This window comes from Sphingomonas sp. RS2018 (assembly GCF_054489605.1).
In genome coordinates, this window is the sequence record NZ_JBTMWL010000002.1 from 742,927 (window position 1) to 760,650 (window position 17,724).

Consider the following 17,724-nt stretch of genomic DNA (forward strand, 5'->3'; position numbering starts at 1 on the left):
TCGCTATCACGGGCGCCGCAGCCGCGCGACAAAAAAGCCGTCGGTGCCGTGTGTTGCCGGCGTCAGCCGGGCGCCGCCGCCACGAGCCGTGCCGACGCCACCCAGCGGTTCGGCGGTCCAGACGGGATGGCGCTTCAGGAACGCCTCGACCTGCCCCGCCCCTTCGACGTCGAGCAGCGAGCAGACGATATAGCCGATCGCGCCGCCCGGCTTCGTGAGCAAAGCGCCGAGGTCGAGCAGGCGCGCCTGCGTCGCCTCCAGCGCCCGCAGCCGTGCCGAGGTCAGCCGCCAGCGTGCCTCCGGATTGCGCCGCCATGTGCCGGTGCCCGAGCAGGGCGCGTCGATCAGGACAATATCCGCGGCTTCCTTCAGGTCGTCGAGCGCGGCGGCTTCCTCGCCCGGATCGAGCAGGCGGCTCTCGACGATCGTCACGCCGGCGCGGTCGGCGCGCGGTTGCAGGCGCTGGAGTCGGGCGCGATCGGTGTCGGTGGCGACGATGCGCCCGTCGTTGCCCATCAGGGCGGCAAGCGCGAGCGTCTTGCCGCCCGCGCCGGCGCACAGGTCGATCACGGTCATGCCGGGCGCGGCACCGGCGGCGGCGGTCACCCGCTGGCTGCCGGAGTCCTGCACCTCGACCAGCCCGCCCTCGAACGCCGGCAACCGCTCAACCGCGGTGTCGGGCGGCAGGCGAAGCGCGGCGGGCGCATCGGGCAGCACTTCGGCGCTCTCGAACAACGCCAGCGCGTCGTCGCGCGTGCCGAGCAATGTGTTGACGCGGACGTCGAGCGGTGCGCGATCGAGCAGCGCCTGCATCTGGCGCATGTCCAGCCCCGAGCGCTGCAGCGCGTCGCGCAACCATGCGGGCGCGATGCCCGACAGCGCGGCGGGCTCGCCATCGGTCAGGACGGCGGGCCCGTATTGGCTGCCGTCGAAGGTCTCGGCAAGGTCAGGCCGCGCGCGCGCCACAGCGACCATTGCGGCGCGCCCGGCGACGGGGCGCTCGCCGAGCAGGCGGATCGCCTCATAGACCAGCGCGCGGATCGCCCGGCGGTCCTTCGAGCCGGCGAAGCGCCGCGCGGCGAACCAGCGGGCGATGATCGTATCCGCCGCCGCCCCGCCGTCACGGGCGGACAGGATGATGGCGTCGAGCAATTCGATTGCGGACTGGGTGCGGGCGGCGGGGGTCATATCAGGGCTTTCGAGCGGCGAACGTTGAGAGATTTTCCAAATGTGCGCGAAACGCTTGGCCCGCACATTACACTGTCTTTTCAATGACTACGGCGTCGTTCGAGCCAATTTTCGCGTCACGATGCTCAACCTAAGTGTTGAGTATCGCGATCGCCCCATCCGGCCGCCGGTTGCGCGCCATCTGGAGCAGAGGACGCTCAACGTTGCTAGGGTGTATCGACCACGGGTGAGGCAGGCTTGAGAGGGTAAGACCATGCCCCATCCTACCACAGGGGTGCCGCTGCAGGACACCGCCGGACCCCGAAAACGCAAAAGGCCGCCGGTCGCACGACCGACGGCCTTTCATCATTGCCCGTGCGATCAGGCGAAGCGGACGGTCGCCGCGACCTTCGCACGGCGGCGCAGCGCGAAGGCCATCGCGCCGAAGCCGAGCATCATCATCGCCCAGGTCGCCGGCTCCGGCACGGCGGCGGTGATCGACGCCGTGGCGAAGCGCGTGGCGCGAGCGTCGAGGTTGCCGCTGCCGACCTGCGTCGTGCCGTTGAACAGCGTGTAGGTGTAATTGTCGCGGAAGCCGCAGCAGGTGTCGTTGGCGCCACCGCGACCGAAGATCGAGATGCGCGTCACGTCGAACGCTCCGCCGAGATCGACGGTCAGGACGTCACCCGAACTCATGTTGCCATGATAGATATTCGGGAAGCTACCCTCGGTGTCGCCGTCCACGGCGCGCGATGCGACGGCCGAGCCGTTCTGATAGACGCTGGTCGCGGTCGCGGTCTTGCCCAGCGCGACGTTCACGCCGTTCGCGAATAGCTGAAGCTCGGCGACCTGCAGGATGTCGTTCGAGCGGATCTGCACCGACGTCACGATCGCGGCGGTAGCGGGCGTGGCGGCGGCGATGCTGCCGGCGAGCATCGTGGCGGCCAGCAGGCCCTTCATCATCGTCATGTTCGAATCACCCCCCGACCATGCGTGGCGCATGGCGTGAGAAGCTGCCTATCGATCGGTCGCGGTGCAGTAAACGGCCATTAACCTTGAAAAATAGCTCGTATCCCGTTGCGGCACAAAAATAATCTCAGGTCCGAGACGGGTTGGCATTTGAAACGCCTGAAATCCGTTCGTCTCGAGTAGTCGTCGAGCTTGTCGAGGCGACGTATCGAGAGGTCCGTGCCAGACAGAACCGTCTCTCGGTACAGTCTCTCGACTTCGCTCGATCCCTACTTGAGACGAACGGTTTGGCTGAATGTCGATCCGACTTACCGCGTCGGGTAATTCGGTGCCTCGCGCGTGATCGTCACGTCGTGGACATGGCTTTCGCGCAGTCCCGCGCCGGTGATGCGAACGAAGTTCGCGCGACGCTGCAAATCGGGGATCGTCGCCGAACCGGTGTAGCCCATCGCCGCCTTGATGCCGCCGACCAGCTGGTGGATGACCTCGCGCGCGCTGCCCTTGAACGCGACCTGGCCTTCGATGCCTTCTGGCACCAGCTTCAGCTGATCCTTGATATCGCCCTGGAAATAGCGGTCGGCCGAGCCGCGGCCCATTGCGCCGACACTGCCCATGCCGCGATATGATTTGTACGCGCGCCCCTGATACAGGAAGGTTTCGCCCGGCGCTTCCTCGGTACCGGCGAGCAGCGACCCGACCATGCAGGTCGAGGCGCCCGCCGCCAGCGCCTTGGCGAGATCGCCCGAGGTGCGCAGGCCGCCGTCGGCGATGACCGGCACGCCCGCCTTCGCCGCCTCCTCGGCGGCGTTCATCACCGCGGTCAGCTGCGGCACGCCGACGCCGGCGACGACGCGGGTGGTGCAGATCGAGCCCGGGCCGATGCCGACCTTCACCCCGTCCGCGCCGGCACCGATCAGCGCCTTGGTCGCTTCACCCGTGGCGACGTTGCCGGCGATGACCTGCACCCGGTTGCTCAGCGCCTTCACTCGCTCGACCGCGCGCGCCACGTCCTTGTTGTGGCCGTGGGCGGTGTCGATGACGACCAGATCGACTTCGGCATCGATCAGCGCGGCGGTACGCTCGAAGCCCTTGTCGCCGACCGTCGTCGCGGCGGCGACGCACAGCCGCCCGGTCGCGTCCTTGGTGGCGTTGGGATAGGTGACTGCCTTCTCGATATCCTTGACGGTGACGAGGCCGACGCAGGCGTAGTTTTCATCCACCACCAGCAGCTTCTCGATACGGCGCTGGTGCAGCAGGCGGCGCGCCTCGTCCTGCGTCACGCCGGTGCTGACGGTGGCGAGATTGTCGTGCGTCATCAGCTCGGCGACGGGCTGGCCGGGGTTTTCGGCGAAGCGCACGTCGCGGTTGGTGAGAATGCCGACGAGCTTGCCCGACGCCTCGGTGACGGGGATGCCGCTGATACGGTGGCGCTGCATCAGTTCGCGCGCTTCGGACAGTGGCGCGTCGGGGCGGATCGTGATCGGGTTGACGACCATACCGCTCTCGAAGCGCTTGACCAGCTTCACGGCGGCGACCTGCTCCTCGACGGTCAGGTTGCGGTGAAGCACGCCGATGCCGCCGAGCTGCGCCATCATGATCGCCATCGCCTCTTCGGTGACGGTATCCATCGCCGAGGACAGGATCGGGATATTGAGGCTGATCCCCCGCGACACCTGCGTCCGCGTATCGGCCATCGAGGGCAGCACCTCGCTCTCCGCCGGGATCAGCAGGACGTCGTCGAAGGTAAGGCCGAGGGGGATGTCGATCATATGTGCCGCGCCGTTGGTAGAATCGTGGGGTTGGCGAGGGTCTGTAACCGGGTCGCGTTTTCGGGGCTAGCTGTGAATGAAGGAAGCCCGCTGCCGCGCGATCCGAACCCGTCACGCCTCCGCCCGCGCCAGCACTGCCCTCGCCTGCTCCACATGCATCCCTTCGATCATCCGGTCGCGGAAGCGCTCCGCGCCGCCGGTGAAGGCGGCGATCAGCGCGCGGGCGTCTTCGACCTCCTGCGCCGACGGACCGAAGGCGCGGTTGCAGGGATCGACCTGCGACGGGTGGATCAGCGTCTTGCCGTCGAAGCCGGTATCGCGACCAACGCGCGCGTCGGCGGCGAAGCCTTCGGCGTCGTCGAGGTGGTTGTAGACCCCATCGAACGCCCAAACGTCGGCGGCGCGGGCGGCGAGGACGATCGTCTGGAGTGCCAGCGTCATGGCGTCGCGCGGCGCGTCGGCGGGCAGGCGCAGCGTGGCGCGCAGGTCGTTGGTGCCGGCGATCAGGCCGGCGACGCCCGGCACGGCGGCGATCGCGGCGGCGGCGAGGACGCCGGTGGGGGTTTCGATCATGGCGAGGAGAGGTTTGCCGGTGGTCGTGGCGACCGCGGTCGCTTCGGCGGCGCTCTCGACCTTCGGTACCACGGCGTAGTCGGCGGCGCTCTCGCGTACCGCGGCACAATCCGCGGCGTACCACTCGCTGCCGGCGCCGTTGATGCGAATGCCGACCGGCACGGCGTAGCGCGCCTCCACGGCGGCGGCGCGGGCGGCGTCCTTGGCACCGTCCTTCACCGCATCCTCCAGGTCGAGCAGGATCATGTCGGCGGCTAGGCCCTGCGCCTTTTCGACCGCGCGGGGATTGGAGGCGGGCAGGAAGAGCAGCGAGCGCGGGGCGATGGTCATGGCGCGTGCTTATGCTAGGATCAGGGCGTCGGCGCCACCCGGAGCGGCCGGCCAACGGGGATGCATATGGGACTTATCGCCGCCGCGCTCATCCTGGCGCTCGTCGTCTTCTACCTGTTCGTGTCGATCAAGATCGTGCGGCAGGGCTATCAGTACACGATCGAGCATTTCGGCCGGTATACGACCACTGCCTCGCCCGGCTTCAACTTCTACCCCGCCTTCTTCTACCGTGTCGGCCGCAAGGTGAACATGATGGAGCAGGTGATCGACATCCCGGGTCAGGAGATCATCACCAAGGACAATGCGATGATCTCGACCGACGGCGTCGTGTTCTTTCAGGTGCTCGACGCGCCGAAGGCGGCCTATGAGGTCAGCGACCTGTACGTGGCGCTTCTACAGCTGACCACGACCAACCTGCGCACGGTGATGGGCAGCATGGACCTGGACGAGACGCTGTCGAAGCGCGACGAGATCAATGCGCGGCTGCTGTCGGTCGTCGACCACGCGACGACGCCGTGGGGGGTGAAGATCACCCGAGTCGAGATCAAGGACATCCGCCCGCCCGCCGACATCGTCAATGCGATGGGCCGCCAGATGAAGGCGGAGCGCGAGAAGCGGGCGAACATCCTCGACGCCGAGGGGACGCGGGCGTCGGAGATTCTGCGCGCCGAGGGGCAGAAGCAGGCGCGTATTCTCGAGGCCGAGGGCCGCAAGGAATCCGCCTTCCGCGACGCCGAGGCGCGCGAGCGGGCGGCTGAGGCCGAGGCGAGCGCGACCCGCGCCGTCTCCGACGCGATCGAGGGCGGGAGCACGCAGGCGATCAATTACTTCATCGCGCAGAAGTACGTCGAGGCGATCGGCAAGTTCGCGACCAGCCCGAATGCGAAGACCATCCTCTTCCCGGTCGAGGCGACGCAGCTGATGGGGACGCTGGGCGGGATCGGCGAGCTGGCGAAGGATGCGTTGTCGGGGGGTAATGCCAGCCCCGCCGCCGCGCCCAAGGTGCCGCGGGTGAAGGGGCCGTTCGAGCAGGCGCAGACCGCGACGAAGGCGGAATAGCGCGATGGGGTTCGATTCGCTTGGCGGATGGTGGTTGGTCGCGGCGGTCTTGCTGGGGCTGGCCGAGCTGTTCGTGCCCGGCGTGTTCCTGGTGTTCCTGGCCGTCGCGGCGGCAGTGACGGGCAGCTTCGTGCTGCTGTTCCCCGAACTGCCGGTGCCGGCGCAGCTGCTGAGCTTCGCGGCATGGTCGGCGATCGCGGTGTGGATCGGGCGGCGCTGGTATCGCGATCACCCGGTGGCAAGCGAAGACCCGCTGCTCAACGACCGCGTCGCACGCCTGCTGGGCGAGACCGTGACGGTGACGCAGGCCATCGACGGCGGCGTCGGCCGGGTGCGCGTGGGCGACGGCGAATGGATGGCGCGCGGAGCGGACGCACCGGCGGGCGCGCGCGTGCGGGTGGTCGGTGCCGAAGGCTCCGCGCTGCGGGTAGAACCGATCGCACCCGCCCTCCCCTGACCGGAGCTTAGCCGCCCATCGATCGTTCGCCCGGCAAGCACGGCATCACGCCGTGTGCGCTGGAGTATGGCGATGGGTATCTTCTCGAAAATCAAGGACGCGATCTTCGGCCACAAGCCGGCAGCCGCACCAACGCCGGCGCCGACGGCGGCTCCTACACAGCCGACACCCACCGCGGCGCCCGCTGCCCCCGCCCCAGCTGCACCGGCCGCTACGGCGCAGCAGTCGGTCGACATCGAACAGGTGCTGTCGGACATACAGGCATCGTCGGGCCGCGACCTCAACTGGCGTAGTTCGATCGTCGATCTGATGAAGCTGGTGGGGATGGAATCGAGCCTGTCCGAGCGCAAGGAACTGGCGCAGGAGCTGGGTTATACCGGCGCGCTCGACGGCAGTGCCGAGATGAACATCTGGCTGCACAAGCGGGTGATGGCGGAACTGGCGAAGAACGGCGGCAAGGTGCCGGCCGCAATGCTCGACTGATGAAACGGGCGGGTCCGGCGCCACGCCAGACCCGCCGCTGTTTCACGCCGCGATCGGGCGGGTCGCTCCGGGGGCCGACTGGCGGACACCCTCATCGACATGATCGGCGAACTGCGCGAAGTTTTCCGTGAACTGGCGGACCAGATCGGCGGCGGTCGCGTCATAGGCGTTCGTATCGGCCCAGGTGCCGCGCGGGTCGAGGATCGTGCTATCGACGCCAGGCACCGCGACCGGCACCGCGAAGCCGAAGTTGGGATCGGTGCGGAACTCGGCGTCCTTCAGGCTGCCGTCCAGCGCCGCGTCGAGCAGCGCGCGCGTTACCTTGATCGGCATGCGGTTGCCGACGCCATATTTGCCGCCGGTCCAGCCGGTGTTGACCAGCCAGCAATCGACCCCGCCGCGCGCGATGCGCTCCTTCAGCAGATTGCCGTAGATGCTCGGATGACGCGGCATGAACGGCGCGCCGAAGCAGGTGGAGAAGGTCGCGTCGGGTTCGCTGACGCCGATCTCCGTCCCCGCAACGCGCGCGGTGTAGCCCGACAGGAAATGGTACATCGCCTGATCCGGCGTCAGCTTCGCGATCGGCGGCAGGATGCCATAGGCGTCGGCGGTCAGGAAGATGATGTTCGACGGCACCCCGCCCATGTTCTCGTCGGACGAGTTGGGGATGAAGTCGATCGGATAGGCGCCGCGGCTGTTCTCGGCGAGACTTGCGTCGTCGAGGTCGAGCTGGCGCGTGACCGGGTCCATCACGACGTTTTCAAGCACCGTGCCGAAGCGCTTGGTCGTCGCGAAAATCTCGGGTTCGGCGTCCTCGGACAGGCGGATCATCTTGGCGTAGCAGCCGCCCTCGAAATTGAAGACCGCGGTGTCCGACCAGCCATGTTCGTCGTCGCCGATCAGCGTGCGCTTGGGATCGGCGCTGAGCGTCGTCTTGCCGGTGCCGGACAGGCCGAAGAACACCGCCGTCCGCCCGTCGCCGCCCATGTTGGCGGAACAATGCATCGGCATGACCCCGTCCTGCGGCAACAGATAGTTGAGCAGGCCGAACACCGACTTCTTCATCTCGCCCGCATAGCGCGTGCCGCCGATCAGGATCAGCTTCTCGGTCAGGTTGACGGCGATCACCGTCTCGCTGCGCGTGCCGTGGCGCGCCGGATTCGCGCGGAAGCTGGGCAGGTCGATGATCGTATAGTCGGGCACGAAGCCGCGCAGTTGATGCTCCTCGGGCCGCACCAGCATCGTGCGGATGAAGAGATTGTGCCAGGCGAGTTCGTTGACGACGCGCACGTTGACGCGATGTTCGGGCTGCGATCCGCCGAACAGATCCTGCACGAACAGGTCTTCCTTGCGGTTCAGCGCGGTCAGGAAATCGGCCTTCAGCGCGGCGAAATGCTCAGGGAGCATGCCCTTGTTGGTCTTGCCCCACCAGACGCTGTCCTCGGTCTCGGCATCGCGGACGATGAACTTGTCCTGCGCGCTGCGGCCCGTATGCGGACCGGTTTCGACGACCAGCGGCCCGTCGGCGCTCAGCTTGCCTTCGTTACGACGCAAGGCGGCATCGACCAGCCGGGCGGTGACGAGGTTCCAGTGGATGTCGGCGCGGGTTTCGATGCCCTGTGATTCAAGGCCGGCGTTCGGTACGCGATCGCTCAAAGTCGTTCTCCTCCGTGCGCGACCGTTGGCCGGTCTGCGCCACATTTGTTCTTGTTGTTCCCGGCGCTTATCTGTCCCAGATCGTGGACACAACCATGCTACCGGTGTCAGATATCGCACCGAGTTGAGACACCCAAGTTGAGAATGGCGGCACAATCGACTAGGCACGGGCGATGACCGCCACCATCGCCCTCGTCGATGACGACCGGAACATTCTGACCTCGGTCTCGATCGCGTTGCAGACCGAGGGGTTCCTGACCCGCGTCTATTCGGATGGGGAGACCGCGCTGAAAGCGCTGGTCGACAATCCGCCCGATCTGGCCGTGCTCGATATCAAGATGCCGCAGATGGACGGGCTGGAGCTGTTGCGCCGCCTGCGCGAGAAATCGGCGACGCCGGTGATCTTCCTGACATCCAAGGACGACGAGCTGGACGAGGCGCTGGGACTGGCGATGGGCGCGGACGATTATATCGCCAAGCCGTTCAGCCAGCGGCTCCTCATCGCGCGCATCCGCGCCATCCTGCGCCGGACCGAGGGGCTGGCGCCCGGCACGGGGGAGGAGCGCGGTGAGGCGCAGCAGCCGATCGTACGCGGACGCCTAACGATGGACCCGGCGCGGCACCGCGTGACGTGGGACGACAAGGTCATCACGCTGACCGTCACCGAATTCATGATCCTGGAGACGCTGGCGCAGCGGCCCGGCATCGTGAAGACGCGCAACCAGCTGATGGATGCGGCGTATCAGGACGACATCTATGTCGACGACCGCACGATCGACAGCCACATCAAGCGCGTGCGCCGCAAGTTCCGCGAGGCGGACGGCGAATTCGATGCGATCGAGACGCTGTATGGCGCGGGGTATCGGTTTTCGGACGAGTGACGTTCCCTGACGCCGTTCGTGCTGAGCTTGTCGAAGCACTGCCTTTCTTTTTCGACGGTTTCTCCCTCGGCACGAAGAAGGGCAGCCCCCTTCGACTGCCTGCCTGCGGCAGGCGCTCAGGACAGGCTTCTACAAGCTCAGGGCAAACGGGGTTGGGTAAGCAAACACGGTCATGACCGACGCTGCCCCCTCCCCCCGCGACCTTTCACTGCGCTGGTCGGCGCGCGTATCGCTGACGCCGCGCATCCTGGCCGTGAACATCATCGCGCTGGCGCTGCTGGCCGGCGGGTTCTTCTACCTCGACAGTTTTCGCAGCCGCATCCTCGACGGGCGGATCGCGCAGGCGAGCCGGGAGGCGCGGCTGATCGCCGATGCGCTCGCCGCCGCGCCGCTCGAGCGGCGCGATGGGCTGCTGCTGCGCTATGCGCGGGACACGTCGGCGCGGCTGCGGCTGTACGACCGGCAGGGGCGGCTGATCGCCGATACGCGGGCGATGGGATCGCGCAACGCGACGCTGCGGGATCCCGACAAGGATCCGTGGCATCAGGATGTCGCGCGGTTCCTCGACGGCGCGATCGACACGATCGTCAACGCCGCGCGCCCGCCGCTGTATCGAGAACGCAACGGCAACGCCGGGCTGGCGTGGCCGGACGTGCGCGCGGCGCTGGACCCGTCGGTGGCGCATGCCAGCCTGTGGCGGGCGCCGGACCGGACACCGGTGGTGACGGCAGCCGCCGCCTATGGACAGGGGATCGTCTTCACCACCGCCAACGCGATCGACATCACCAACACGGTGCGGATCGAGCGATTCCGGCTGACGATCGTGCTGGCGATCGCGTTTCTTCTCTCGACATTGCTGTCGCTGTTTCTTGCACGCACCATCGTCAATCCACTGCGGCGGCTGGCGCGCGCGGCGGTGCGGGTGCGGCTGGGGCGCGCGCGCAACGTCGTCGTGCCGCGCCTGCCAGAGCGGCGCGACGAGATCGGCCTGCTGGCCCGCGCGCTGTCGGACATGAGCGGCGCGCTGAGGGCGCGGATCGATGCGACCGAGGCGTTCGCGGCGGACGTGACGCACGAACTGAAGAACCCGCTCGCCTCGCTCCGATCGGCGGTCGACGGGCTGGCGCGGGTGACCGATCCGGCGTTGCAGGGCCAGTTGCTGGCGATCGTGCAGGATGACGTGCGGCGGCTTGACCGGCTCATCACCGACATCTCCGACGCCTCCCGACTCGATGCGGAGCTGTCGCGCGCGAAATTCGAGCAGATCGATGTCGGCCAGTTGCTGACCCACCTGTTCGACCAGCGTCAGGCGCGCGGGATTGAGCGCGGCGTCGTGCTGGAGTTCGACCGCGACCTCGCCCCGTTGGTCGTGACGGGCGAAGGCAGCCGGCTGGAGCGGGTGTTCGAGAATCTTGTCGACAATGCCCTGTCCTTCTCGCCCGAGAATGGACGCATCACGATCGAGGCGCGCGACGAGGAGGATATGGTCGTCGTGTCGGTCGCCGACGAGGGACCAGGGGTGCCGGAGGCGCAGCGCGAGACGATCTTCCACCGCTTCCATTCGGTCCGGCCGGAGAGCGAGGCGTTCGGGCGGCACTCCGGCCTCGGCCTCGCGATTGCGCGCACTATCGTCGAGGGGCATGGGGGGCAGATCATGATCGAAACGCATGAGGATCGCGCGACCGGCGCCTGCTTCGTTGTCCGCCTGCCGATGGCGGGCGCCGAATGACCCCGGAACCGACCTCCGAGACGATCCACGCCAGCTGCGTCGCGATCGACGGGCGCGCGGTGCTGATCGAGGGGCGGTCGGGGGCCGGCAAGTCCGATCTGGCGCTGCGGCTGATCGACCGGGGGGCGAGGCTGGTGAGCGACGACTATACGGTGCTCGATGCGCGGGGCGGCGCGCTGATCGCGACGCCGCCCGGTAATCTGGCGGGTCGGATGGAGGTGCGTGGCATCGGGATTATCGAAATGGCGCATGTTGTAGACGTGCCGGTCGCGCTGATGGTCAGCATCGTCGAGACGCCGCCGCGGATGCCGGAGGGCGATACGCTGCGGCAGATCGCCGGGATCGACGTTCGCACGATCGCCCTGCCCGCGCTGGAACCCTCCGCACCGATCAAGGTCGAGCTGGCGCTATGCGGCACGTTGACATCATGACCGCACCCAAGGCGATCCTGCTGGTCACCGGCATGTCGGGGGCGGGCAAGTCCACCGTTCTGCGCACGCTGGAGGATATCGGCTGGGAGGTGGTCGACAACCTGCCGCTGCTGCTGCTCGACCGGCTGCTGGCGACGGCGCTGCCCACCGGCGTTGCCGACGATTCCCGCCCGCTGGCGATCGGGATCGGCGCGGGGACGCGCGGTTTCGATGCGGCGCGGATCGTCGCGCGGATCAAGAAATTGCGCGACAACGACGGTCCGGACGTCGGGACGCTGTTCCTCGACTGTTCGTCGCCCGAGCTCGACCGGCGCTATTCGGAGACGCGACGGCGCCACCCGCTGGCGCTCGACCGCCCGGCGAGCGACGGCATCGCCCGCGAGCGCGAGGTGCTGACGCCGCTGCGCGACTGGGCCAACCGCGTGATCGACACGACGATGCTGTCGGCGAACGAGCTGGCGCATCAGGTGCGCGATACCTTTTCGGGCGCCGGCCTCGGCGAGCCGGTGGTGTCGGTGATGTCCTTCGGCTTCGCCCGCGGCCTGCCGCGCAACGCCGACCTCGTCTTCGACATGCGCTACCTGCGCAATCCGCACTGGGTGCCGTCGCTGCGACCCGGCACCGGGCGCGACGCCGACGTCGCCGCCTATGTCGCCGCCGATCCCGCCTATGCCGAGTCGGTCGGTCGGATCGAGGAACTGCTGCTGCTGTTGCTTCCGCGCTACAGGGCGGAGGGGAAATCCTATGTCACCATCGCGGTCGGCTGTACCGGAGGGAGACACCGGTCCGTCCATGTCGCCGAGCGGATCGCCGCACGGTTGCAAGCGGCGGGCTTTTCGCCCACGGTGACCCATCGCGACCTGGGCACGGCGCCGCAGGACTCGCTTGAGGATCAGTCCAGACCACGATGACATCGGCGCGCAAGAACGACGGCATGATCGGCCTGGTGCTGGTGACGCACGGGCGGCTCGCGGAGGAATTCGTGGTCGCGATGGAGCATGTCGTCGGCAAGCAGGAGCGGATCGAGACGATCTGCATCGGTCCCGAGGACGATATGGAGAGCCGCCGCGCCGACATCGCCGCGGCGATCGGCACCGTCGACGACGGCAGCGGCGTGATCGTGCTGACCGACCTTTTCGGCGGTACGCCTTCCAACCTCGCCATCTCGCTGATGAAGCCGGGCCGGGTCGAGGTGATCGCCGGGATCAACCTGCCGATGCTGATCCGCCTGGGCGGCGCACGTCGCGCGATGGGCGTGGTCGAGGCCGTGTCCGCGGCGCGCGATGCCGGCCGCAAATATATCTCGGTCGCCTCCGAAATGCTGGGCGTGGCGGCGGCATGACGATCGAGCGCACCGTCCTCATCTCGAACCGCCGCGGGCTGCACGCGCGGGCCAGCGCGAAGTTCGTCACCCTCGCCTCCTCCCAGCCGACCGAGCTGATGGTCCGCAAGGACGGCGCGAGCGTCACCGGCACGTCGATCATGGGCCTGATGATGCTGGGCGCGGCGATGGGCGACCATATCGTCATCTCCGCCGAGGGCGAGCATGCCGAGACGGCGGTGTCGGCGCTTTGTGAGCTTGTAGAGGCGAAGTTCGGGGAAGAGTGACGCCAGGCGAATTGGCGTAGCCAATTCGTCGACTCGGGCGTCACTCCGGCCGACGGCGCAAACGCGCCGACTGACGACGCGGCTTTGCCGCGGCGCGATACGCGTCACAGGCGGACTTGGGCAAAGCCCAAATCGTCGGTCGCGGCTTTGGGCCGCGCCGGCCGGGCGTGTTGCTTTTGCCTTGCGTCAGCCCTTGGCTGACGCATAGGCGCAACACGCCATGCCCCGCGAAATCACCGCCTACTCCAACCCCCTCGTCAAGGCGACGCAACGTCTGCGCGACAAGAAGCATCGCCGCGACGCCGAGCGCTTCCTCGCTGAAGGGCTGCGCATCCTCACCGAAGCGCGCGAGGCGGGGTGGCTGCCCGATACGCTGTTTTACGTGCCCGGCGCCAGCGACAGCCCGTTGGTCGGCGAACTGGTCGAGGCTACCGAGGCGGACGGTGGGGAGGCGATCGAGACCACCGCCGACATCCTCTCGAAACTGTCGGGCAAGGATAATCCGGGCGCCGTCATCGGCGTTTACCGGGAATTCATGACGCCGCTCGACAGCCTCGATCGCACGACGGCGTCGATCTGGCTGGTCGCCGAGCGGCTGCGTGATCCGGGCAATCTGGGGACGATCCTGCGCACCGCCGATGCGGTCGGTGCCGGCGGGCTGATCCTGCTGGACGACTGCGTCGACCCCTTCTCGGTCGAGGCGGTGCGGGCGAGCATGGGCGCGTTGTTTACGGTGCCGGTCGCGCGGTCGGACTGGGCGGGCTTCCACGACTGGCTGCGGCAGGGGCCGGGGCAGCTGGTCGGGCTGAGCCTGGACACCGACACCGACTATCGCGCCGCGGACTATGCCGCGCCGACGTTCCTGCTGACGGGCAACGAGGCGCAGGGCATGCCGGACGAGATGGCGGCGGCGTGCGACCTGCTGGTCAAGATCCCAATGCTGGGCAAGGCCGACAGCCTGAACGCCGCGGTCGCGACGGCGGTCATGGCCTATGAGGTGCTGGCCCGGCATCGCTGATCGGCCATCGACGGTTCAGGCGGCGCGGCGCATCACGCTGGCCGAGAGGATATCGCCATGAAGATCGTCGTCACCGCATTGCTCGCACTGGTCGCCACCGCCCCCGCCACCGCGCGGACCGAGGTGGCGCCGTACAGCGCGCTGGGCACCGAGCCGTTCTGGTCGCTGTCGATCGACGAGACGCGGATGACCTGGCGCGGCATCGAAGGACGCCCCCTCTCCGTTCGCAAGCCGCGACCGATCACGGCCAGAGGCGTCGAGCGCTATGTCGCACGCGGCATGACCGTGGAGGTGACGCATCGCGCGTGCAGCGACGGGATGAGCGACCGGCGCTACGCCGATACGGTGCGCGTCACGATCGGCCGACGGGTCTACGACGGCTGCGGCGGGACACTGATCGGTGCGCAGGGCACGCCGCTGGCCGACACGCGCTGGACGCTCGACCTGATCGACGGACGCCCGGTGCGGCTCGACCAGCAGGCGACGATCGCGTTCAGCGCGGACCGGATCAGCGGGCGAATCTGCAACGGCTTCGGCGGCAACTATCGCCTGGCGCGTGGCACGCTGATCGCCGGGCCGATCATGGCGACGAAGATGGCGTGTCCCGGCGCCGCCGGTGCGGTGGAAGCGAAGGTGCTGGCGCTGCTGGCGAAGCCGCTGTCGGTGAGCCGGGGGCCGAAGGCGATCGTGTTGTCGGATGGGGCGCGGAGCCTGACGCTGCGGCCAGTGCGGTAAACACCGCCCCCCTCCGTTCGCCCTGAGCGTGTCGAAGGACTGACTTTCGTATCGCACGCCCGGACCTGAGAAGAAGGGCAGCCCTTCGACAAGCTCAGGGCGAACGGGGCGGAGGGTGTGCTCCCGACTTGATGGAAAGGGTGCCCTTTAGGGCGCCTCCCGCTCCTCATCCGCAGCGGCCAACTCCGCCTCCGCCACCGGCAGCAGCGGCACATCCGCCACCAGCGGCTTGGCGAGCGCATCGACGCTTTCGACGCCTTCGATCTCCTTGGCGCCCGTGCCGACCGACAGATCGCGGAAGCGGCGGGCGGAGACGAGGACGCGGCCTTCGAAGGACGAGACGAACTTATTGTAATTTTCCACCGCCGAGTTGAGCCCGCCGCCAACGCGCTTCAGGTGCATCGCCGCGGTCGCCAGCCGTTCGTGCAGCTCCTTGCCCAGCGCATCGACCGCGCGGGCGTCGTCGATCAGCTTTTCCTGCCGCCAGATGTTGGCGATGGTCTTGGCGATGGCGACGAGGTTGGTCGGCGTGGCCAGCAGCACGCGCCGCTCGATCGCCCATTCCCACAGGCGGGGATCCTGCTCCAGCGCGGCGAAGAGGAAATGTTCGCCGGGGATATACATGACGACATAGTCGGCCGCGTCGCCGAACTTGTCCCAGTAGCTCTTCGACCCCAGTTGCTGCGCATGGTTGCGCACTGAGGCGGCGTGGGCGCGCAGGCCCGCGGCGCGGCCTTCGTCATCGGTCGCGTCGCTGGCATCGAGGAAGGCATTGAGCGAGCATTTCGCGTCGATCACCAGCTTGCGCCCGCCCGGCAGGCGTACGATCACGTCGGGGCGTAGCGTCCCCTCGTCGGTCGCGACGACGACCTCCTGCTGGAAATCGGCAAAGGGTGACAGCCCCGCCTGTTCGAGCACATTGCGCAGCGACTGTTCGCCCCAGCGCCCGCGCGCCTTGGGACTGGAGCGCAGCGCGTTGACCAGCTTGGCGGTCTCATCGCGGACCTGGCCCTGGCCGGTGCGGACCTGCTCGACGGCTTCGCGCAGGCCCGCGTAGCTGTCGATGCGGTCCTTCTCGACGCGGTGTAGCCCCTCTTCGTAGCGCTTCAGCGTCGTCTCGACGGGGGCGAGCAGCGCCTTGATCTTAGCTTCGTTGGCTTGCCCCTCCTGCCCGAAACGCTCGTTGGCGCGCTTCAGGAACAGGTCCTGTGCCTCTCCCAGCATCGTCTGGGCGGTTTCGCGGAACTGGCCGACCATCATGTCCTTGGCGGACTTGAATTCGGCGAGGCGATCCTCGAACGCGCCGGCCTTGGCGCGCAGCTCGGCCAGCTCCAGCCGGGCGCGGTCGCGCTCCTGCGTGGTCAGCTCCAGCGCCTCGCGCAGCTCGGGCATATCGCGCACGCGCTCGCTGGCGACGGCGAGCTCGGCGATGGCGCGGCGGAATTCCTCGTCTCGGGCGTCACGCTCGGCGCGCGCGGCGGCGACGCCCCGGCTGCCCAGCAGCCAACCCACGCCGACACCAATGACGAGCGCGAGCACGATCAGGACGAAGGCGGTGGAGTCCATGCGGATGTATCTCGATGCTGGCCGGAACGAACGGCGAACCTACCCGCCGCCCCGAGCGGCGACAAGGGTGGTGCGGCTATTTGCGACGGGGTGAGCGACAGACGGCGGCTCAGGCGGTTCGGCGCGCCTTGTTCAGCTTCTTGACGATCATGTCGCGCTTCAGCTTCGAGATGTGATCGATGAAGAGCACGCCATTCAGATGGTCGATCTCATGCTGCATGCAGGTGGCGAGCAGGCCGTCCATCTCCGCCTCATGCGACGCGCCGTCGCGATCGAGCCACTTCACGCGGCAGCGGACCGGGCGCTCGACCTCCGCATATTGCTCGGGGATCGACAGGCAGCCTTCGTTATACTTCGCGACCTCGTCGCTGACCCACAGCAGTTCGGGATTCACGTAGGCGCGCGGATCGCGGATCGGCTTGCCCTCCTCGTCCTCCTGTTCCTGCAGGTCGATGACGACGACGCGCCGATCCACGCCGACCTGCGTGGCGGCGAGACCGATGCCGCGGGCGTCGTACATCGTGTCGAACATGTCGTCGATCAGCGTGCGCACGGCGGCGTCCACGTCCGCCACGGGTTCGGCCACGGCGCGCAAGCCGGCGTCGGGGATCTCGAGGATGGTAAGCACGGTCATGGCGGAGCGCGCTAAATCCGCCCTCCCTTCCCGTCAAGCAACCGGGCGGCGCGCGCGCAGCGCCTGGGCCAGCGTGCCCTCGTCCAGATAGTCGAGTTCGCCCCCCACTGGCAGGCCGTGGGCAAGCTGCGTCACGCGCACCGGATGCCCCTCGATCCGCTCGGCGATGTAATGGGCGGTCGTCTGGCCCTCCAAGGTCGCGTTCATCGCCAGCACGACCTCGTCGATGTCGCCGCCGGCGATGCGGCGCACCAGCGAATCGATCGCGAGATCCTCGGGCCGAACGCCCTCCAGCGCCGACAGCCGCCCGCCGAGCACGTGGAAGCGGCCGGGGAACAGCCGCGAGCGATCGAGCGCCCACAGGTCGGCGACCTCCTCCACCACGCAGAGCGACCGTGCGTCGCGGCGGGGATCGGCGCAGATCGCGCACGGATCGCTGGTGTCGACATTCCCACATGTCGAGCAGGTGACGAGCCGTTCGTTGACGTCGGCCAGCGCGGTCAACAGAGGTTCCAGCGCGCTTTCCCGCCGCTTGATGAGGTGCAGCACCGCGCGCCGGGCCGACCGGGGGCCGAGCCCGGGAAGACGCGACAGCGCCTGCGACAATGCCTCGATCTCCGCAGACGCCATGCGGAACAGATAGGGGGTTGCATGCGGCA

The 17,724-nt window shown here is 68.0% G+C and carries 19 protein-coding genes; 11 read left to right on the forward strand and 8 right to left on the reverse strand.

The annotated features are described in order from the left end of the window. Positions 1-6 precede the first annotated feature (6 nt). From ACX40P_RS08730 to ACX40P_RS08745, 4 genes are all read right to left on the reverse strand, one after another. Positions 7-1,188: an RsmB/NOP family class I SAM-dependent RNA methyltransferase gene (locus ACX40P_RS08730; RefSeq protein ID WP_459125920.1), complete on the reverse strand. Its 1,182-nt coding sequence runs from the start codon at positions 1,186-1,188 to the stop codon at positions 7-9. Between the two features lie 360 nt (positions 1,189-1,548). Continuing rightward, positions 1,549-2,136 (reverse strand): PEPxxWA-CTERM sorting domain-containing protein, encoded by a 588-nt coding sequence (locus ACX40P_RS08735; RefSeq protein ID WP_459125921.1) that lies wholly within the window; start codon positions 2,134-2,136, stop codon positions 1,549-1,551. A gap of 308 nt (positions 2,137-2,444) precedes the next feature. Next, entirely contained in the window at positions 2,445-3,902 is a 1,458-nt protein-coding gene (guaB, locus tag ACX40P_RS08740) for an IMP dehydrogenase (protein WP_459126046.1), read from the reverse strand. A gap of 114 nt (positions 3,903-4,016) precedes the next feature. Then, entirely contained in the window at positions 4,017-4,808 is a 792-nt protein-coding gene (locus tag ACX40P_RS08745) for an HpcH/HpaI aldolase/citrate lyase family protein (RefSeq protein ID WP_459125922.1), read from the reverse strand. 66 nt (positions 4,809-4,874) lie between these two features. Here ACX40P_RS08745 and ACX40P_RS08750 point away from each other — a divergent pair, with 66 nt between their 5' ends. From ACX40P_RS08750 to ACX40P_RS08760, 3 genes are all read left to right on the forward strand, one after another. Beyond that, entirely contained in the window at positions 4,875-5,867 is a 993-nt protein-coding gene (locus ACX40P_RS08750; RefSeq protein ID WP_459125923.1) for an SPFH domain-containing protein, read from the forward strand. 4 nt (positions 5,868-5,871) lie between these two features. After that, on the forward strand, positions 5,872-6,324 hold the full coding sequence (locus ACX40P_RS08755) for an NfeD family protein (protein WP_459125924.1): 453 nt from the start codon (positions 5,872-5,874) through the stop codon (positions 6,322-6,324). Between the two features lie 72 nt (positions 6,325-6,396). Beyond that, positions 6,397-6,807 (forward strand): DUF3597 domain-containing protein, encoded by a 411-nt coding sequence (locus tag ACX40P_RS08760; protein WP_459125925.1) that lies wholly within the window; start codon positions 6,397-6,399, stop codon positions 6,805-6,807. A 42-nt stretch (positions 6,808-6,849) separates the two neighbouring features. Here the strand turns inward: ACX40P_RS08760 and ACX40P_RS08765 are convergent, their stop codons facing one another. After that, on the reverse strand, positions 6,850-8,463 hold the full coding sequence (locus ACX40P_RS08765; protein ID WP_459125926.1) for a phosphoenolpyruvate carboxykinase: 1,614 nt from the start codon (positions 8,461-8,463) through the stop codon (positions 6,850-6,852). Between the two features lie 173 nt (positions 8,464-8,636). On the opposite strand from ACX40P_RS08765, the gene ACX40P_RS08770 reads away from it, so the two are divergent. From ACX40P_RS08770 to ACX40P_RS08805, 8 genes are all read left to right on the forward strand, one after another. Next, positions 8,637-9,344 (forward strand): response regulator transcription factor, encoded by a 708-nt coding sequence (locus ACX40P_RS08770; protein ID WP_459125927.1) that lies wholly within the window; start codon positions 8,637-8,639, stop codon positions 9,342-9,344. Between the two features lie 172 nt (positions 9,345-9,516). Further along, a complete protein-coding gene (locus ACX40P_RS08775; protein WP_459125928.1) occupies positions 9,517-11,073 on the forward strand; it encodes a sensor histidine kinase in 1,557 nt (518 codons plus the stop codon). Next, positions 11,070-11,504 carry an HPr kinase/phosphorylase gene (locus tag ACX40P_RS08780; RefSeq protein WP_459125929.1) on the forward strand — a complete coding sequence of 145 codons (435 nt, stop codon included), beginning with the start codon at positions 11,070-11,072 and terminating at the stop codon, positions 11,502-11,504. Before ACX40P_RS08775 ends, ACX40P_RS08780 begins: the two co-directional genes overlap by 4 nt. Continuing rightward, entirely contained in the window at positions 11,501-12,415 is a 915-nt protein-coding gene (gene rapZ, locus ACX40P_RS08785) for an RNase adapter RapZ (RefSeq protein WP_459125930.1), read from the forward strand. The genes ACX40P_RS08780 and rapZ overlap by 4 nt, the downstream gene beginning before the upstream one ends. Positions 12,416-12,438: 23 nt before the next feature. Continuing rightward, positions 12,439-12,846, forward strand: a complete 408-nt coding sequence (locus tag ACX40P_RS08790; protein WP_459126047.1) for a PTS sugar transporter subunit IIA — start codon at positions 12,439-12,441, stop codon at positions 12,844-12,846. Next, positions 12,843-13,112 carry an HPr family phosphocarrier protein gene (locus ACX40P_RS08795; protein WP_459125931.1) on the forward strand — a complete coding sequence of 90 codons (270 nt, stop codon included), beginning with the start codon at positions 12,843-12,845 and terminating at the stop codon, positions 13,110-13,112. Before ACX40P_RS08790 ends, ACX40P_RS08795 begins: the two co-directional genes overlap by 4 nt. A gap of 220 nt (positions 13,113-13,332) precedes the next feature. Continuing rightward, on the forward strand, positions 13,333-14,130 hold the full coding sequence (locus tag ACX40P_RS08800; protein ID WP_459125932.1) for a TrmH family RNA methyltransferase: 798 nt from the start codon (positions 13,333-13,335) through the stop codon (positions 14,128-14,130). A 57-nt stretch (positions 14,131-14,187) separates the two neighbouring features. After that, positions 14,188-14,865 (forward strand): META domain-containing protein, encoded by a 678-nt coding sequence (locus tag ACX40P_RS08805; RefSeq protein WP_459125933.1) that lies wholly within the window; start codon positions 14,188-14,190, stop codon positions 14,863-14,865. Between the two features lie 147 nt (positions 14,866-15,012). Here the strand turns inward: ACX40P_RS08805 and ACX40P_RS08810 are convergent, their stop codons facing one another. The 3 genes from ACX40P_RS08810 to recR all read right to left on the reverse strand — a co-directional run bounded on the left by ACX40P_RS08810 (position 15,013) and on the right by recR (position 17,695). Further along, positions 15,013-16,431 carry a DNA recombination protein RmuC gene (locus ACX40P_RS08810; RefSeq protein ID WP_459125934.1) on the reverse strand — a complete coding sequence of 473 codons (1,419 nt, stop codon included), beginning with the start codon at positions 16,429-16,431 and terminating at the stop codon, positions 15,013-15,015. Between the two features lie 109 nt (positions 16,432-16,540). Then, positions 16,541-17,065, reverse strand: a complete 525-nt coding sequence (def, locus tag ACX40P_RS08815) for a peptide deformylase (RefSeq protein WP_459125935.1) — start codon at positions 17,063-17,065, stop codon at positions 16,541-16,543. A 33-nt stretch (positions 17,066-17,098) separates the two neighbouring features. Next, on the reverse strand, positions 17,099-17,695 hold the full coding sequence (gene recR / locus ACX40P_RS08820) for a recombination mediator RecR (RefSeq protein WP_459126048.1): 597 nt from the start codon (positions 17,693-17,695) through the stop codon (positions 17,099-17,101). Positions 17,696-17,724 lie beyond the last annotated feature (29 nt).

What these genes read in the sequence shown, in the direction of transcription:
- ACX40P_RS08735 (WP_459125921.1), bottom strand. Translation starts at nt 2,136, where the DNA reads ATGACGATGATGAAGGGCCTGCTGGCCGCCACGATGCTCGCCGGCAGC.
- ACX40P_RS08745 (WP_459125922.1), bottom strand. Translation starts at nt 4,808, where the DNA reads ATGACCATCGCCCCGCGCTCGCTGCTCTTCCTGCCCGCCTCCAATCCC.
- ACX40P_RS08730 (WP_459125920.1), bottom strand. Translation starts at nt 1,188, where the DNA reads ATGACCCCCGCCGCCCGCACCCAGTCCGCAATCGAATTGCTCGACGCC.
- ACX40P_RS08810 (WP_459125934.1), bottom strand. Translation starts at nt 16,431, where the DNA reads ATGGACTCCACCGCCTTCGTCCTGATCGTGCTCGCGCTCGTCATTGGT.
- ACX40P_RS08800 (WP_459125932.1), top strand. Translation starts at nt 13,333, where the DNA reads ATGCCCCGCGAAATCACCGCCTACTCCAACCCCCTCGTCAAGGCGACG.
- rapZ (WP_459125930.1), top strand. Translation starts at nt 11,501, where the DNA reads ATGACCGCACCCAAGGCGATCCTGCTGGTCACCGGCATGTCGGGGGCG.
- ACX40P_RS08760 (WP_459125925.1), top strand. Translation starts at nt 6,397, where the DNA reads ATGGGTATCTTCTCGAAAATCAAGGACGCGATCTTCGGCCACAAGCCG.
- ACX40P_RS08805 (WP_459125933.1), top strand. Translation starts at nt 14,188, where the DNA reads ATGAAGATCGTCGTCACCGCATTGCTCGCACTGGTCGCCACCGCCCCC.
- ACX40P_RS08790 (WP_459126047.1), top strand. Translation starts at nt 12,439, where the DNA reads ATGATCGGCCTGGTGCTGGTGACGCACGGGCGGCTCGCGGAGGAATTC.
- recR (WP_459126048.1), bottom strand. Translation starts at nt 17,695, where the DNA reads ATGGCGTCTGCGGAGATCGAGGCATTGTCGCAGGCGCTGTCGCGTCTT.
- ACX40P_RS08750 (WP_459125923.1), top strand. Translation starts at nt 4,875, where the DNA reads ATGGGACTTATCGCCGCCGCGCTCATCCTGGCGCTCGTCGTCTTCTAC.
- def (WP_459125935.1), bottom strand. Translation starts at nt 17,065, where the DNA reads ATGACCGTGCTTACCATCCTCGAGATCCCCGACGCCGGCTTGCGCGCC.
- ACX40P_RS08755 (WP_459125924.1), top strand. Translation starts at nt 5,872, where the DNA reads ATGGGGTTCGATTCGCTTGGCGGATGGTGGTTGGTCGCGGCGGTCTTG.
- ACX40P_RS08775 (WP_459125928.1), top strand. Translation starts at nt 9,517, where the DNA reads ATGACCGACGCTGCCCCCTCCCCCCGCGACCTTTCACTGCGCTGGTCG.
- ACX40P_RS08770 (WP_459125927.1), top strand. Translation starts at nt 8,637, where the DNA reads ATGACCGCCACCATCGCCCTCGTCGATGACGACCGGAACATTCTGACC.
- ACX40P_RS08780 (WP_459125929.1), top strand. Translation starts at nt 11,070, where the DNA reads ATGACCCCGGAACCGACCTCCGAGACGATCCACGCCAGCTGCGTCGCG.
- ACX40P_RS08795 (WP_459125931.1), top strand. Translation starts at nt 12,843, where the DNA reads ATGACGATCGAGCGCACCGTCCTCATCTCGAACCGCCGCGGGCTGCAC.